This is a genomic window from Rhodanobacter sp. Root480 (assembly GCF_001426645.1).
Taxonomy (GTDB): Bacteria; Pseudomonadota; Gammaproteobacteria; order Xanthomonadales; family Rhodanobacteraceae; genus Rhodanobacter; species Rhodanobacter ginsenosidimutans.
Genome location: NZ_LMEX01000003.1, coordinates 108,011 through 124,534, shown reverse-complemented (window position 1 = coordinate 124,534; position 16,524 = coordinate 108,011). Strand labels below are relative to the sequence as shown.

8 protein-coding genes and 1 tRNA gene are annotated in these 16,524 nt (G+C 68.0%); 6 read left to right on the top strand and 3 right to left on the bottom strand.

Going from position 1 to position 16,524, the window contains the following annotated elements:
• Positions 1-83 precede the first annotated feature (83 nt).
• From ASD22_RS13315 to ASD22_RS13305, 3 genes are read left to right on the top strand one after another with little or no spacing between them, the layout of a single operon-like run.
• The gene (locus ASD22_RS13315) at positions 84-4,790 is read left to right on the top strand and encodes a PAS domain S-box protein (RefSeq protein WP_056084541.1); all 4,707 of its coding nucleotides are present in this window, start codon (positions 84-86) and stop codon (positions 4,788-4,790) included.
• A complete protein-coding gene (locus tag ASD22_RS13310; RefSeq protein WP_056084539.1) occupies positions 4,787-5,245 on the top strand; it encodes a response regulator in 459 nt (152 codons plus the stop codon). The genes ASD22_RS13315 and ASD22_RS13310 overlap by 4 nt, the downstream gene beginning before the upstream one ends.
• Positions 5,242-7,683 (top strand): EAL domain-containing protein, encoded by a 2,442-nt coding sequence (locus tag ASD22_RS13305; RefSeq protein ID WP_056084535.1) that lies wholly within the window; start codon positions 5,242-5,244, stop codon positions 7,681-7,683. The genes ASD22_RS13310 and ASD22_RS13305 overlap by 4 nt, the downstream gene beginning before the upstream one ends.
• An 82-nt stretch (positions 7,684-7,765) precedes the next feature.
• Here the strand turns inward: ASD22_RS13305 and ASD22_RS13300 are convergent.
• Positions 7,766-7,842, bottom strand: a tRNA-Arg gene (locus ASD22_RS13300).
• Between the two features lie 222 nt (positions 7,843-8,064).
• Positions 8,065-9,561, bottom strand: coding sequence for an outer membrane protein transport protein (locus ASD22_RS13295; RefSeq protein WP_056084525.1), 1,497 nt, complete (start codon positions 9,559-9,561; stop codon positions 8,065-8,067).
• 253 nt (positions 9,562-9,814) lie between these two features.
• On the opposite strand from ASD22_RS13295, the gene ASD22_RS13290 reads away from it, so the two are divergent.
• Together ASD22_RS13290 and ASD22_RS13285 are read left to right on the top strand one after the other, a co-directional pair.
• Complete coding sequence (locus tag ASD22_RS13290; protein ID WP_040670630.1) at positions 9,815-10,108, top strand: YcgL domain-containing protein; 294 nt, start codon at positions 9,815-9,817, stop codon at positions 10,106-10,108.
• Positions 10,109-10,196: 88 nt separating this feature from the next.
• Positions 10,197-13,661: an ankyrin repeat domain-containing protein gene (locus tag ASD22_RS13285; RefSeq protein WP_056084522.1), complete on the top strand. Its 3,465-nt coding sequence runs from the start codon at positions 10,197-10,199 to the stop codon at positions 13,659-13,661.
• Positions 13,662-13,785: 124 nt separating this feature from the next.
• On the opposite strand, the gene ASD22_RS13280 is transcribed toward ASD22_RS13285, so the two are convergent.
• The gene (locus ASD22_RS13280; RefSeq protein ID WP_056084520.1) at positions 13,786-15,609 is read right to left on the bottom strand and encodes a monovalent cation:proton antiporter-2 (CPA2) family protein; all 1,824 of its coding nucleotides are present in this window, start codon (positions 15,607-15,609) and stop codon (positions 13,786-13,788) included.
• 103 nt (positions 15,610-15,712) lie between these two features.
• On the opposite strand from ASD22_RS13280, the gene ASD22_RS13275 reads away from it, so the two are divergent.
• On the top strand, positions 15,713-16,495 hold the full coding sequence (locus ASD22_RS13275) for a glutaminyl-peptide cyclotransferase (protein ID WP_056084517.1): 783 nt from the start codon (positions 15,713-15,715) through the stop codon (positions 16,493-16,495).
• Positions 16,496-16,524: the final 29 nt, after the last annotated feature.

Here is a 16,524-nt window from a genome sequence, read left to right as displayed (position 1 = left end):
CCGGGGTTCATCGCTGCCGTTGCACCAGCAGGGTGTGCCTTGCGGCGTTGCGGGCGGCATGATGGAGTCATCAGGGGGATGACATGGCTGACGCCAGGCGGCATTTGCGGTTTCCGGTGACCGGCGCACTGCTGGTGCCCGCGCTCGCGCTGCTGGATGCCTGCGGCGCGATGCTCGCCGGATCCTTTTCGGTGGAGCGCGTGGCGCTGGATGCGTTGCTGGCCGTGCTGGCCTCGTCGGCCTGGTCGACGGCGCGCGGACAGAGGCGTGCCGGGCTGGTGCTCGCCCTGTGTGCCACGGCGTGGGCGGCGCTGCTGATCAGGGCCGGGCATGTGCCCGAAGCCAGGCTGCCGCTCTGGTACATCACGCTGCTGGTCGTGCCGGCCGCCATCTGTGCCACCGTCACCACATCCGCCGCCGTGCGCGCAGCGGCACGCGGTATTGCCATGGTCGCCGTGTTTGCGGGACTGGCCTACCTGCTGCGGGCGTGGAGCGAACCACACACGGCCATGAGCCTGTTGCTCAGCGCGCTGCAGATGCTGGCGCTCAGTTGCACCGGATGGCTGTTCGCTTCGTTGCTGGAGGAACCCGCGCGGCCTGCGGCCATCGCGCCGGCCGCGTTGTCGGGCATGGGCTGGATGGGTTTGCTGGGCTGGATGGTGCAGGCCAACGCGCTGGTGCAGGGCGGAACGTTCCTGGTGCCGATGGCGTTCAACACGGCGCTGGCCTTCGTGCTGCTGGGCCATGCCTTGTGGCTGCTGGGCAGTGGGCGCACGCTGGCGGCGTGGTACCTGGGCCTGCTGTGCATCCCGCTGGCGGTGTCACCCTTGCTGGCGGAGTACCTGGACCGGGTCGACATCGTCGGTGAACTGCTGTGGCGGCAGCAGGCGATCCAAGCCGAGAACGCCATTCCCGGCCGACTGGCGCCCAACACCGCGTTGTCGTTGCTGCTGGCCATCGGCGGGTTGACGTGCGCGCTGTTCGCCCGGCGAAACCCTGCCTGGTGGAGCGCCACCTGGGCCTGCGGCCTGCTGATTTCGCTGGCCGGCGTACTGACGCTGGTGGGTTACATCTTCGCGCTGCCGGGCATGCGTACGCTCGGCCCGCATACGCCAATGTCGCTACCGGTGGCGCTGGGCATGTTGCTGCTGGGTATCGGGCTGGCCGCCAGCAATCCGCGTCCGCCATCGCAACACCACTATCGCACCGTGGTTTTCCCGGCGGTCATCTGCCTGCTGACGGTGGCGTCGTCGCTGCTGTTGTGGCGGTCGCTGGAACAACAGCAAAGCCGGCTGGAATGGGATGCGCTGCAAAGCCGCCGCGACAACGTCGCCAACCTGCTGCACGAAGGCATGAGTTCGCGGATGGAGGCCTTCGAACGGCTGGCGTCGCGCCTGGCCGGCATGCCTGCCCCCATGCGCGAGCAGCTTTTTGCGCGGGATGCCACGAACTATCTCCGCGACATGATGGGCCTGCGCGCGATGGGCTACGCCGACGCCGGCCACGTGATGCGACAGACGCTGGTACGGCCATCCACATCCGCCGCTCGATCCGACGGCCAGCTGTTTGCGCCCGCGCGCATCTTCGACCAGGTCGACGCCGGCGAAGGCGCCGTGCTCAGCGCGCCACTGACACTGCTCAACGGCAGGCAGGGCCAGTTGATCGTGGTGCCGGTGCGCGCCGACAACGCGACACAGGGCTACGTCGTGGGGGCGTTCCAGTTCGATCGGCTGTTTCCGAGCCTGCTGGACGCCATGCCCGGGTTGCACGGCCTGCTGATCACCCAGCATGGCCAGACGCTGTACGCGCAAGGTGACCATGGCGCGGCGCAGTCTCCCGCCAGCATGGATCTGCAGCTGTACGGCCAGTGGTTGAGCGTGAGCGTCTACCCCGGCACGGGCGGCGGGCATGGCCGCATACCGCAGCTGGTGTTGCTGCTGGGCTTTGCCCTTGGCGGCCTGCTGGCGGTTGCGTTGCGGCTGTCGGCACTGGCGCGCGAACGCACGCAACGGGCGGAGGCCGACAGTGCACGGCTGAGCGAACAGGGCCGCGAACTGGAGCGCGCGCTGGAGGCGTCGCGATTGATGATGGACAGCGCGCCGGACGTGATCTGCGTGCTGGATCGCGAGGGCCGTTTCCTGCAACTCAGCGCCGCGGCGCAGCGGCGCTGGGGGTTCGCGCCGGAGTCGCTGCTGGGCAAGCCGCTCACGGAGGTCGTGCATCCGGATGATCGCGAGAACACCGCCGCGGCCGCCGCCCAAGTGCAGCAAGGCGTACCCAACCCCAACTTCCGCAACCGCATCGTGAGCCACAACGGGCAGGTGCTGTACATGCAGTGGTCGGCCGTGTGGTCGGAGCAATCGCACTGCATGTACGTGGTCGGCCGCGACCACACCGAGCTCCATCGCGCGGAGGATCTGGAGCAGCGCCAGCGGCAGATCCTCACCGCCATCGCTCGCGGCCATGCATTGCCGCAGGTGCTGGAATCAATCGTGGCCGCGTACGAAACGGCGCACCACGACGCGACCTGCTCGATCCTGCTATTGCGCGACGGCCGCTTGCACCACGGTGCCGCGCCCGGGCTGCCGGCTGGTTTCCGCCACGGCATCGACGGCTCCCCGATCGGTCCGGCGGCCGGCTCCTGCGGCACCGCGGCGTGGCGCGGCGAGCGCGTGGTGGTGACCGACATCGCCACCGATCCGCTGTGGCGCGATTACGCCGCGTTGGCCCTGGCGCACGACCTGCGCGCGTGCTGGTCGACGCCGGTACTGGCCCGCGATGGTTCCGTGCTGGGCACGTTCGCGGTGTACTACAACGCACCGCACGATCCGTCCGCCGCGGAGATGAGCGGCATCGACACGCTGGCGGCGTTGACCGGCGTGGCGATCGAGCACGCCGACGCGTTCACCCGGCTGAGCGAGAGCGAGCAGCGTTTCCGCTCGCTGTTCGAGCATCACCCCGACGGCGTGCTGGCGCTGGACCTGGATGGCAGGGTGATACGCCGCAACCCGGCGGCCAATGCCTTGCTGGGGCTGGACCGGCCGCAACGGCTGGCCTTCGTGCACAGCTTCGCGCCGGTCGACGGCGCGCGCGTGCAAGCGGCGCTGGACAACGCCACGCGCGGCGAATCCGCACGCCTGGACGTGGCCGCGCTGGACGCGAACGAGCAGCGCTTCGCGGCACATCTGGTCAACATCCCGATCATCGTGCAGGGCGAACCGCGCGGCGTCTTCGCCGTGCTGCAGGACCACCGCGAACTGCGCCACGCGCAACAGGCGCAGGCCAGCCAGCTGGCGCTGATCTACGCGATCGCCGAAAGCGTGGGTGAAGGCCTGGTGGCGGTCGATGCCGATGGCCAGCCGACCTTCCTCAACCGCACCGCGTCGCGCACGCTGAAGCTGTCGGCCGAACGGTTGCCGACCGGCGACGAACTCCCCGACAACATGCGCGGCACGCTGCAGAAAATACTCGGCGGCGTGGCCCATGCCTCCGACGATGACGCCGCGTTCAAGCTGACCGACGGCAGCGTGCTGGACGTGGCCTACCTCGCCACCCCGCTGATCATCCGCAACCAGCTGGCCGGTGCGGTGATGGCGTTCCGCGACATCGGCGGGGTCAAGGCAGCCCGGCGCGTGCTGCAGCAGCGCAACCAGTTCTTCGAGATGTCGCAGGAGGTGTTCTGCATCGCCGATCCGCTCAGCGGCGTGTTCCTGCAGGCCAACCCGGCCTACGCCCGACTGCTGGGCCTGGACGAAGCGGACATGCTGGCCACTCCCTTCATCGACCTGCTGCATCCGCTGGACAAGGCGCCCACGCAACTGGCGATCCAGCGCCAGCTCGATGGCGTGGAATCGATCAACGGCCTGCTGACCCGGATGCGCTGCGCCGACGGCAGCTACCGCTGGCTGGAGTGGGTGTCGATCAGCGCGGCCGATGGCCTGCTCTACGGTGCCGCGCGCGACGTGACGGCGCGCCAGCAGGCGGACATGGCGCTCGCACGGGCGATGGACGACTTGCGCATCCGTAACCGCGAGCTGCAGGATTTCGCCTATGTCGCCTCGCATGACCTGCAGGAGCCGCTGCGCAAGATCCAGTCGTTTTCCGATCGCCTGCTGTCGCGGCTGTCGGCCACGCTGGACGAGTCTTCCAGCGATTACCTGCAACGCATGGGCCACGCCGCCCACCGGATGCAGGCGCTGATCGACGACCTGCTGGCCTATTCCCGCGTGGCCACGCGCAACGTGGCGGTCAGCGCCGTCGACCTTTCGAACACCCTCAGCGCCGTCATGGACGACCTGGAAACGCGCATCGCCGAGGCGCAGGTGGTGATCGAGGTGGGCACGTTGCCGGTGATCCAGGCCGACCCGACCCAGATGCGCCAGCTGCTGCAGAACCTGCTGGCCAATGCGCTGAAATTCCGCGCCGCCGACCGCCCCTGCCACATCAGCATCACCGCTACCCGGATCGAAAATGCCGACGCCCCGGGCGCCGCGCGCTGGGAATTGCGCATAACCGACAACGGCATCGGCTTCGAGAGCAGTTACGCCGAGCGCATTTTTGCCCCGTTCCAGCGCCTGCACCCGCGCAACGTCTATGAAGGCACCGGCATCGGCCTGGCCATCGTGCGGCGTATCGTGGAGCGCCACGGCGGCTCGGTACGCGCCGAGGCGCAGGCTGGACAGGGGGCCAGCTTCATCGTCATGCTGCCCGGGTCGGCCAGCACGCCAGAACCGGCCGATCCGCAGGATGCCTCCTCTATCGACGGAAAGTTTCTGGGAGTGGATTCATGAGTCAAGCCCGTGCCGCGCTGTCCATCCTCATGGCCGAGGACGATGCCGACGACCGCGTGCTGATGCGCGACGCGTTTCGCGACAGCGGTGTCGAGGTGGAACTGGAATTCGTACCCGACGGCGTGGAGCTGATGGCGCGCCTGAATGCGCTGATCGACGCACCCGACGGCGAACTCCCCGACCTGTTGCTGCTTGATCTCAACATGCCGCGCATGGATGGCCGCGAGGCCTTGCATGCGATACGCGAACACGACGGGCTGAAACACCTGCCGGTGATCATCCTCACCACGTCGCGCGCCCGGCTCGACATCCTGGCCAGCTACCAGCTTGGCGCCAACTCGTTCGTGACCAAGCCGAGCCGCTTCGAGGAGCTGATCGCGGTGCTGCGTTCGCTGGAACGCTACTGGACCGACATCGTGCAGCTCCCCACCGAGAAACAGGGGAGCGGCGAATGAACGCGGCGCCGCTGCGGGTTCTCGTGGTCGATGACGATGAGGACGATTTCGTCCTCATCCGCGACCTGCTCAACGATGCCCCCGGCAGCCACTACGCGTTCGACTGGTGCGCCACGCCGCAGCAGGGCCTGGAGGAATTGCGCAAGGGCGCGCACGACGTCTACCTGGTGGACTACCTGCTGGGGCCGTCCAGCGGGCTGGACCTGATCGAAGCGGTAAGCCGCGAAGGCCTGTCGCGCGCGTTCATCGTGCTGACCGGGCGCGGCAACCACGCGGTGGACGTGGCCGCGATGGAGGCCGGCGCCAGCGACTACCTGGTGAAGGGAACGATCGATGCCGAGCGGCTGGACCGCAGCATCCGCTACGCCGTCGATCGCATGCATTTCATGGAGGCGCTGCGCGACAGCGAGGCGCAGCACCGGCTGCTGTTCGAGCAGAGCCCGGTGCCGCTGCTGGTGTTCGATCGCAACACCCACGCCATCCTCAACGCGAACGCCGCCGCGCACGTGCAATACGGCTGGTCGCCCCTGCACCTGTTCGGGCAGAACATCGACTCCGTATTGGCCCCGGAGGAGCGCGCCCGCTTCCTGGCCGACCTGGAGAGCGGCGAGCTGTTTTCCGCCACCGCACAACCCTGGGACATCCAGCACAGCGATGGCCGGCAGTTGCAGGTCGAGGGCCTGTTTCATCCATTGACCTACCACCGCGTCAACGCGGTGCTGGCGCACCTGCAGGACATCACCGAGCGCCGCCGCGTCGAGGCGCAGTTGCGGCTGCTTGAACGCGCCATCCAGTCCACCGGCAACGGCGTGGTGATTGCCGACGCGCGCGAGCCGGGCGCACCGGTGACCTTCATCAACCACGCATTCGAACACATCACCGGCTACAACGCCGCGGAAGTGATCGGCCAGAGCTGCCGCCAGCTGGGTTTCGAGGACAGCAGCGAAAGCGAGCGCGCGATGGTCCGCCGGGCGCTGGCCGAACAACGCGACTGCAACACGGTGCTGCGCGACCAGCGCAAGGACGGCACGCCATTCTGGAACCAGCTTTATTTCGCACCGGTGCGCGAACCCGGCGGCGAAACCTCGCATTACATCGGCATCCTCAGCGACATTACCGAGCATCGCGACACCGAGGCGCGGCTGGCCTACGCGGCCACCCACGACGTGGCCACCGGCCTGGCCCGCTTTCCGGTCATCGAGACGATGCTGCAGGAGCACGCCGAGCAGCGGGCGGACGAACCCTTCAGCCTGGTGTTCGCCGACATCGATCGCTTCCACGCCGTCAACGAGGCGATGGGCTACGAAGTGGGCGACCGGGTCATCGCGGAGCTGGCGCAGCGCCTGAGCGCCCATGTCGGAACGCGCGGCCGCGTGGCCCGCTTTACCGGCAACGAGTTCGTGGTCGCCCTGCCCTACATCGACCGCGAGGAGGCGACGGTGCTGGCCGAGCAACTGCGCCGCGCGGTGGCCGAGCCGGTGACGCTGGGCGATGGCGAGGTGCGGGTCACCATCAGCGTGGGCGTGGCCACGTATCCCGGCCGCGTGCACGACATCAACGACCTGCTGCGCCGCGCCGAAGCCTCCATGTCGCGCGCGAAGCAACTGGGGCGCGATCTGGTCTGCGAATACTCGACCGACGACATGCGCCGCATGGAAGACCGCCGCATGCTGGGCATCCGCCTGCGCCATGCGATGCAGCATGACGAGCTGCATCTGGTGTACCAGCCGGAAATCCGCAGCAGCGATCGCGCCGTGATCGGTTTCGAGGCGCTGTTGCGCTGGAACAGCCCCGAGATGGGCCTGGTGATGCCCGAACGTTTCATTCCGGTGGCCGAAGGCCTGGGCCTGATGCCCGAGCTTGGCGGCTGGGTGCTCGATCACGCCTGCGCCCAGTCGCGCGCGTGGATGGATGCCGGCCTGGGCGATTTCTTCGTGGCGGTGAACGTGTCGGCGCAACAGATCCAGCGCGGCAACTTCGCCGAACAGGTGGCCGAGACGCTGCGTCGCCATGGCTTGCCGGCCGACCGGCTGGAACTGGAGTTGACCGAAAGCGCCCTGCTGGAAAACGTCGACCGCGCACTGCACTCGATGCAGCAGCTGTCCGCACTGGGCGTGCATCTTTCCTTCGACGATTTCGGCACCGGCTATTCCAGCCTGTCCTACCTGCGCCAGTTCCATGTCGACAAGCTGAAGATCGACAAGTCCTTCGTCTGCGACATCCCGCGGGACGCCAGCAGCGTCGCCATCGCCCATACCGTGGTGGCAATCGGCCATCAATTGCGCATGACGGTGATCGCCGAAGGCGTCGAAACCGCCGAGCAGGCGCAGCTCCTGATCGACATGGGTTGCGATGCGCTGCAGGGTTACCTGTTCAGCCGCCCCATGAAAGGGCCGGCCGTTGCCGAGTGGCTGGCGGATTATCAGCTCGAGGCGTGAGCGGCGCCGGCTGGCGCAGGAACGGCGCAAGGTCATCGAGCCGCAACGGCATGGCCGATCGCGCAAGCGGAAAGAGTCAAGGTGGTGCGCCCGGCGGGATTCGAACCCACGACCACCGCCTTCGGAGGGCGGTACTCTATCCAGCTGAGCTACGGACGCATGCATTGATGGCCGGCCGTTCCATGCGAGGCGCATGGCGGCGGACGCGCAGTATAGCCGAGTTGTCTACGTGCGCACATTGGACGCGTGCCATGCACGGATAGCTCACGACGACGTCTGGCGGTGGCCTCATGACGCCACATCGCGAGCGCGACCCATGAAACGAAAAGCCTCCCCGTTCGCACGGGGAGGCTTGGGTCGTGACCCGGGTTTGTCGGGGAATCAGAACTTGTACGTGGCCGACACGCCGAGCAGGTTGCCGTAGTCCTCGAAATTGCCCGCCAGTCGGTTGCCGGTGGAATCGATGGTATCGACGTGCGCGTTGTTAACGAAGATGTGCGCGTACGAGGCGTTGATCTCGAAGTTGTCGCTGGCCTGGTAGCTCAGGCCCACCGTGGCCAGCTTGCGGGTGGAGTCAGGCACGCGCGCGCTGCGGGTGGCCAGATACGTCGGCGTGCTGTCGACGGCAATGCCGGCACGCACGGTCAGCTTGTCGTTGACGTTGTAGTCGCCGCCCACGGACGCATACCAGGTGTTGCGCCAGTTGTAGTGCTCGGTCGTCGACGGCTGGCTGTTGCCGTAGTTCACGGTCAGATCCTGGAACGCGCTCCACTTGGTCCAGGCCAGGTCGATGCCGAGGCCGAAGCGTTCGGCCTGATGCCAGTAGCTGGCGCTGGCCACGGCCGGGGTGGTGAAGTCCGCGGTGCCAGTGGTGTGCTGGAACGGCGGGATGGAGGCGGCCAGCTGCGGGTTGGCGAGCAGCGCGTCGTAGCCGGCGGTGGTGGTGAAGTTGCCGGTGCCTTCCAGGGTGTGGCTGATCTTGGAGCGGTAGTTCAGCGCCAGCTTGTCGTTGGGGCTGAGCTTCCAGTAGCCGCCCAACTGCCAGCCGTAGGCCCAGTCGTCGCCCTTGATGCGGGCGAAGCCGTCACCACCGACCGGCGTGGCGGCCGCTACACCCGCGGCGGCAGCCTGGGCTTCCTGCATGGCAGCCTGAATCATCGCCTGAGCGGCCTGCGGCGAAAGCTGGCCGGCGGCAGCGGCGGCCTGGATTTTCGCCACGCCAGCGGCGGCATTCGCGCCGATGCCCTGCTGGATGCTCAGGCCCACCGCGTTGTAATTGATGGCGCTGGTCAACTCGGCCGAGGTCTTCTGCGCGATCACGCTGGCGCCAAGGCTGAAGTTGTCGGTGACGTCGAACGAGGCGGACAAGGTGGCGTCCAGCGACTGGAACTTGGATTTGACCGCGCCGTAGCGACCCTTCCAGTTGCGGTCATATTCGGTCTGGAAGCCGAACGGCACGGAGAAGCCGAAGCCCAGATGCATGCGGTCGCTGACCTGGGTGGCGAAGAACAACGCCGGCACCGGCAACGTGGTGCCGCCATCGCCGCCGTTGCCGCCCTCGATCGGGCGTCCCATGACGTCGGTCGCCGTGCCGCTGAACTTGGTGCTGAAGTTGATGGCGGTGACGTCGGCCTGCAGATAGGTGCCCTTGAGGTCGCTCATCGCGGCGGGGTTGTTGACCACCACCGACACGTCGCCGCCAGCGGTAGCCGAGCCGGCATAGGCGCGACCCATGGCCTTGGCGCTGTTTTCCTTCAACTGGAAGGCGCTGGCATCGGCGTTGGAGGGCGCAACCAAAGCACCCACGATGGCCAGGCTCAACGCGGCGAGCGTGAGCGGCCGGGCGGTGCCGGAAAGGATACGGAATGAAGTTTGCATCGCTTGCTCCTGCTTTTGTTCGTACGGGGCCCGGTTCGGGGTGGTAGTTCTGTATAAATTAATACAATCGTTTGAACGACCTTTGGGCACTTTGCCCACTCTGCCAAGCAGTTGCAAGTGTGGCAGCAGCAATGTCCACGGCCCGCAAACACGGTTTCCGGAGCAAACGGGGCGGGGCCTGTCGCAGACGGCCAGGCTGGCAGGTTCAGGTGGTACCGTGGAGAATCGCCGCACCCCCTTCCGGATGCCCGCCATGCCCTGTTTTGTCTACGCCAGCCTGCGCAAACACGACAGCTACGTGTGGCTGGCCGAGCGCGATGCGTTCGACGTATTGCCCGAATCGCTGATGCTGTTGCTGGGCGAATTGCGCTTCGTGATGGAGGTGCAACTGGACGAGCAGCGCAAGCTGCCGAACGAGGACACCTTGCAGGTACTCGATCACCTGCGCACCCAGGGCTGGCATCTGCAGGTGCCGCCGCAGGAAACCCTGGCCGCCGCCAACCACCCCGCCTACCGGCGTGAACTCCACGGCGACCGCGACGATTGAAGATCACCGGATACACGGCCTGCAGCGCCCGCGTACGCGTTAACGCTGGGTTATCGTCTGGATTCGTCACGGTTTCTATACTGTCGACATGACCCTGCCCAAATCGCGACGCCGCCCACCCCTCCCGCATGCCCTTGCCTGGTTCATTCCGGGGCTGCTCGCCGTCGCCGCCGCCGGCCTGGCCACCCACCCGCTGACGCTGATTCCGCTGCTGCTGGCCAACGCGCTGACGATGGCCGCCATCTGCCACGCGATCGGCTTCGACCCGGAACCCCGCTTCGTACGGACGGTGTTGCGCCGGGGCGCGGCGCACCTGGTGATGTTCACCGGCTACACCGCACTGGTGTTCGTGCTGGTGGCGTGGCCGATGCTGCAACTGAACCTGTCACACGGGCTGAGCGCCGCGCTGGCGCTGGCGGCCACCTGCGTGATTGCGCTGGCGGTGCTGTGGCGGCTGTGGCCGGCGTTCGGGCTGGTGTTCGTATGGGATGACGCCTACCCGCAACAAAGCGACGGCTCATGGATTTTCACCGCCACCTTGCGCAGCCTGGCGTTCGGTCGCCACCTGTCCAGCGAGGAGCGTTTTTTCAGCCACTTCCTGCCGGCGGCCTTTTCGCTGCTGGTGATGGCGTTCGTGGCCATCGCGCTCACCGGCCTGTACGGCGTGCTGCCCTCGGAGCTGCGCATCGCCGCACTGGCCGTCTATGGCGTGGTGGTACTGCCGCTTGGCTGCCTGGTGGTGGCCAACCGCACCTTGCGTGCCCTGCTTTGCACGCGCAGCGGCAAGGGTCGCAAACGGCCTCTGCTGGCGGACGATGTGGAAAATCCGCCGCGCCCGGCACCGGTGCCGTTGAACGAACAGGAGCGCATCGCCGGCACGCCCGAGCAGGCCCAGGCCTTGCTGGCGGCGACCCGCGACGGCGACATCGAGCGGGCGCTGGCGCTGATCGAGGCCGGTGCCGATCCAGATACCGCGCCCGACCCCGCCGATCGCGACCAGCGCCCCGTGCTGATGCTGGCGGCGCTGCTGCCGGACACCCGCCTGCTGCGCGCGCTGATCACCCGCGGTGCCGACGTCAATCGCGCCTCCGGCGGGCTGACGCCGCTGCTGGCCGCCACCCGCGACAGCCGCCACGGCCGGCCCGAGGCGGTACTCACGCTGTTGGCCAATGGCGCCAGCCCGACCGTCACCGACGCCGAAGGCAACACCCCGCTGCATGGCGCCGCGTTGAGTGCCGAGCCCGGTGTCGCGGCGATGCTGCTGGATGCCGCCGCGCCGATCAACGCGCTGAACAAGGCCGGCATCAGCCCGCTGGCCGGCGCCTGCCGCGCCGCCAACTGGCCGCTGGCCAAATTCCTGCTGGAACACGGCGCCAAACCCGCCCCCGCCGATGGCGAACCGGCACTGGTCGCCGCGGCGGGCATCGCCGACGACGACGTGGCCGGGGTGAAGCTGCTGCTCAAGCACCGCGCGGCGGTCAACGCGGTCGATGCCCGCCATCGCAGCGCGCTGCAGGCCGCCGCCGCGGAAGGCCACGAACAGATCGCCCGCGCCTTGCGCGCTGCCGGTGCCGACGTCAACCTGGTCGACCAGCACGGCAGCACGGCGCTGATGGAAGCTGCCCGCGCCGGCGCCTGTGGCGTGGTGCAACTGCTGGCCGAGGCGCAACCGGACGCGCGCCAGCGCGACGAACACGGGCGCGATGCGCTGACCCTGGCCTGCCAGTCGCCGCACGCCCACGCCGAAACCGTCCGCGCGCTGCTGGCGCTCGGCGCCGAACCCAAACTCCCCGGCAGCGACGGCCGCAGCGCGCTCGACCATGCCACCGCCGCAGGCCGCTGGGATCTGGTGGCGCTGCTGGACCCGGAAACGCCGCTGCCGGCCAACCTCAGCCACGACACCCTGGCCGAGGGTTCCGACACACCGGCGCATCTGCTCGATGCGCTGCGCTTCGGCCATTGGGCCGTGGTTTCCGGCTTCGCCGAGCGCGTGCGCCAATGGCCGCCCGCCGAGCTGGCGCAGCTGTATCTGCAACTGGCCACCCCCGGCCTGCGCCATGCGCGGTGCTGGCTGCTGGATCACGGCCTCGGCGCCGAGGCGCGCCTGCCCACGCAGCAACTGGACGACGCCGAAACCGATGCCGGCGATCCGACCGAAACCGCTTTTTCACCGCTGGGGCGGCGGCTGTTCGATGCCCTGCTGCAGCGGCTTCCGGGTTCGGCCGAGGCGGTCGGGGAATTGCTGCAGGCCGGCGCAAGCCCGGCCGGCGCCGGGCTGCTGGCGCAGGCCCTGGTGCGGTTGCACGGCAGCGCCGACTTCAACGCGCTGCCGCTGGAGATGCTGGAGCGCGGCGCCGACCCGTTCGGCCCCGATGCACGCGAACGTTCGCCGCTGCATCTCGCCGTGGTCAACGCGCAAACCGACGTACTGCAAGCATTGCTGGCGCGCGGTTGCGATCCGAACACCCGCGACCGCGAAGGCCGCACGCCGCTGTTCGCCGCACTCGAGCACGGCCCGCAAGCCCTGCCGCTGGTGCGCCTGCTGATCGCCCACGGCGGCAACCCCGAGGCCGCCGACGCCAACGGCGAAACCCCGCTGGGCCTGGCGCTGGAAGACCCCGCCATCGAGCGATGGCTGAACTGGGCCGACTGGCGCCTGCCGCGACGCCCGCTGCGCGCCGGCGACCTGCCGCTGGCCGCAGCCGCCGGCGCCACCGCCGCGGTGCAGCGGCTGCTGGAACTCGGCTTCGCCGTAGACACGCCCGACCCGCACGGCGCCACCGCGCTGCTGCACGCCTGCGGCGCCGGCCATCGCGACATCGCCAACCACCTGCTCGATGCCGGTGCCGATGCCACGCTGGCCGCGAGCAATGGCGTAACGCCGCTGGGCGCCGCCGTGGCGGCGCGCCGCGAAGCCCTGGTCAATCTGCTGCTGCAACGCGACGTGGCCGTCGACCAGCGTCTGCCCAACGAAGCGACCGCGTTGATGGTGGCCGCCGCGATGGGTTATCCGGAGATCGTCGAAATGCTGCTGGAGGCGGGCGCCGAACTCGGCGCCGTCGATGCGCGCGGACGTGGCGCCTTGCATGCGGCAGCGCAGTTCGGTTTCGAGCACAACGACAGCCTGCGGGCACGGCGCCTGTTCGACGTGCTGCTCAAGCACGGCGCCGACATCAACCGCGCCGACAACGAAGGCATGACGCCGCTGCTGTTGTTGCTGGGCGCGCAGTTGCGGCCGGGCAGCGAATGCGACGCCACCCACATCGGCGCACTGGTGCCGGTGCTGCTGGAAGCCGGCGCGCGCGCCGGGCATGCCGACCAGCGCGGCGTCACCGCGCTGCATGCCTGCGCCATGCATGCCCTGCTGCCGCCGGCCCGCGTACTGCTGTCACGCGGCGCCGATCGCAACGCCGCCGACGCGTTCGGCCGCACCGCCGCCGACGTGGCGCGGCAACTGGGTTACATCGACATCGCCCACGAACTGGCCGCCCGCGCCAGCGCCATCCCCAGCGTGCGACAGACCCTGCGCCAGCCGGCACAACCCGCCGACTGAGCACCGTCTTCCCTTCTCCCGCTGCGCGGGAGAAGGTGCCGCAGGCGGATGAGGGCGCTCTTGCCTTTATGCTGCAAGCAGAGCGTTTGGACGGCTAAACGCTGCCGTTGATTGACTCCTTCCCTCAGGAATCCTCGGGCCGCACCGTGCCTTTCTCGCGCTCCCGTTCCGCCCCCGGCTCCGCATCGGCTTCGAACAGCTTCTGCAGGTCGACCAGCGCATCGCGGGTGCTCTGTATCAGCTTGGTTTCGTCGTCGTAGACCAGCGCCTGCTTTTTCAGCAGGTCCTCGTCGTAGCGTCGAAACCGCTCCACCCGGTCGACCGCGAATTCATGCGTCAGGCCCAGCGCCTCCAGCGTCTTGAGGGTCATCTTGAGGCTGGAGTGGAAGGTTTCGCGGATGGGCTCGTCCACGCCCATGTCCATCAGCCGGAACACGTGCTGGCGATTGCGCGCGCGGGCGATGATCTTCAGGTGCGGGTATTGCCGCTTCACCAATCGCGCCGTGCGCAGGTTTGCTTCGGGGTCGTCGGTGGCCAACACGAACACTTCGGCCTTTTCCGCCTGCGCCGCGCGCAACAGCTCCGGCCGCGCGGGGTCGCCGAAAAACAGGTTGATGGTGCCGAAGCGGCGCGAGACATCAACCTGCTCGGCCGAGTGCTCCAGCGCCACGAACGGAATGCCCTGCGCGCGCAGCACGCGAGCGATGATCTGGCCCATGCGACCGAAGCCGGCGATGATCACCCGCGGCGTATCGGTATCGATCGCGTCGAACTCGCGCGAAGGCTTTTTCGGCCCGCGCTGCAGGCCCCGCGACGCCAGCACCACCAATAGCGGCGTCAGCGCCATGGTCAGCGTGATCGTCAGCACCAAGGCATCGCGCTGGGCCACGGCAATCAGGTGCTTCTCCGCCGCCAGGCGCAGCACCACGAACGCAAATTCGCCGCCGCAGGCCAGCAGCACCACCAGGCGCAGCGTGTCGGAGCGGTTGAGCCCGCCCAGCAAACGACCCAGTGGCCACAGTAGCAGGCCCTTCAGCACCAGCAACGCCGCGACCAGGCCGAAAATCAGCCCGGGCCGTTTCAGCAGCAGCGACAAGTCCATCGACATGCCCACGCTGATGAAGAACAGCCCCAGCAGCAGGCCTTTGAACGGCTCGATGTTGGATTCCATCTCGTGCCGGTATTCCGAATCCGCCAGCAGCATGCCGGCCAGGAACGCGCCCAGCGTGGCCGACAACCCCGCCAGCTCCATCAGAAAGGCCACGCCCATCACCACCAGCAAGGCGGTGGCGGTAAACACCTCCACCGAATCGGCGCGCGCCACGAAACGGAATACCAGCCGCAACAGGTAGCGACCACCCACGCCCACTGCCACGATCACCGCCACCGTGCGCGCGATCGCCAGCAGGTCGAAACTCTGCGCCGTCGACGAGGCCAGCAACGGCACCGCGGCGATCAACGGGATAGCGGCCAGATCCTGAAACAGCAGGATCGAGAAAACCTGGCGCCCGTAGGCAGAGCCGGCCTCCTTGCGCTCGGCCAGGATCTGCAGGCCGAACGCGGTGGAGGACAGCGCCAGACTGCCGCCCACGATCACCGCCGCCTTGCCGGTAAGGCCGAACAGGTAATACGCCACCGCGCCGATCGCCATGCTGGTGGCCACCACCTGTAGCAAGCCGGTGCCGAACACCGAGCGGCGCATCACCCACAGCCGCTGCGGCGACAACTCCAGGCCGATAACGAACAGCATCAGCACCACGCCGAACTCGGAGATCGTGGCCACGCCTTCGGTATCGCTGACCAGCCCCAGCAACGGCGGCCCGATCACCACGCCGGCCAGCAGATAGCCCAGCACCGAGCCCAGCCGGAACCGCTTGGTCAGCGGCACGGCAATGACCGTGGCCAGCAGAAAGACCACCGCCGTCTGCAAAAATTGGTGACTTTCCACGCGTATCCCGGCTTCGTCGCAAGCCTCGATTATTCCATGCGCCGCCCCGGCCGGGGTGACCCGTCACTGACACAGCGGCGCACGGCTCCGGCATCATGGCGCCATGAAACGACTCGCCATGGTTATCGCCTTGCTTGGCACTTCGCTCGTCGGCGCGACGGCTGCCGCCGGCAACGTGCCGGTTTACGGTTACACCGTGACGCACACGTGGCCGCACGACACCCACGCCTACACCGAGGGCCTGTTCTATCTGGACGGCTATTTGTACGAAGGCACCGGTAACGTGGGGCAGTCCTTCGTGCGCAAGGTGGACCTGCAAAGCGGCAAGGTGCTGCAGCAGCAGGCCACGCCGGGGCCGGGGTTTTTCGGCGAAGGCATCGTCGCCTGGAAGGACCGCCTGATCGAACTCACCTGGCGCGGCCAGCAAGGCTTCGTCTTCGATCTGGCCACGCTGAAACCATTGGCGCGCTTCAGCTACCCCGGCGAAGGCTGGGGACTGACCAGCGACGGCACGCACCTGCTGATGAGCGACGGCACCCCCACCCTGCGCCGGCTCGATCCGGAAACCCTGCAGCAAGTCGGCAGCATCGACGTCACCGCCGACGGCGATCCGCTGGCCAACCTCAACGAACTGGAATGGGTTAACGGCCAGATCTACGCCAACGTGTGGCTGACCCAGCGCATCGCCCGCATCGACCCGGCCAGCGGCAAGGTGGTCGGCTGGATCGACCTGAGCGGGTTGGGGCCGCGCCCGGAAGACACGCCCGACCCAGGCAACGACGTGCTCAACGGCATCGCCTACGACGCCGCGGATGACCGGCTGTTCGTCACCGGCAAACGCTGGCCGCATGTGTATGAGATTCGCTTGACCGGGCCTCGCCACTGAATTGCCCTGACCCGCAGAAGCTCCTTCGC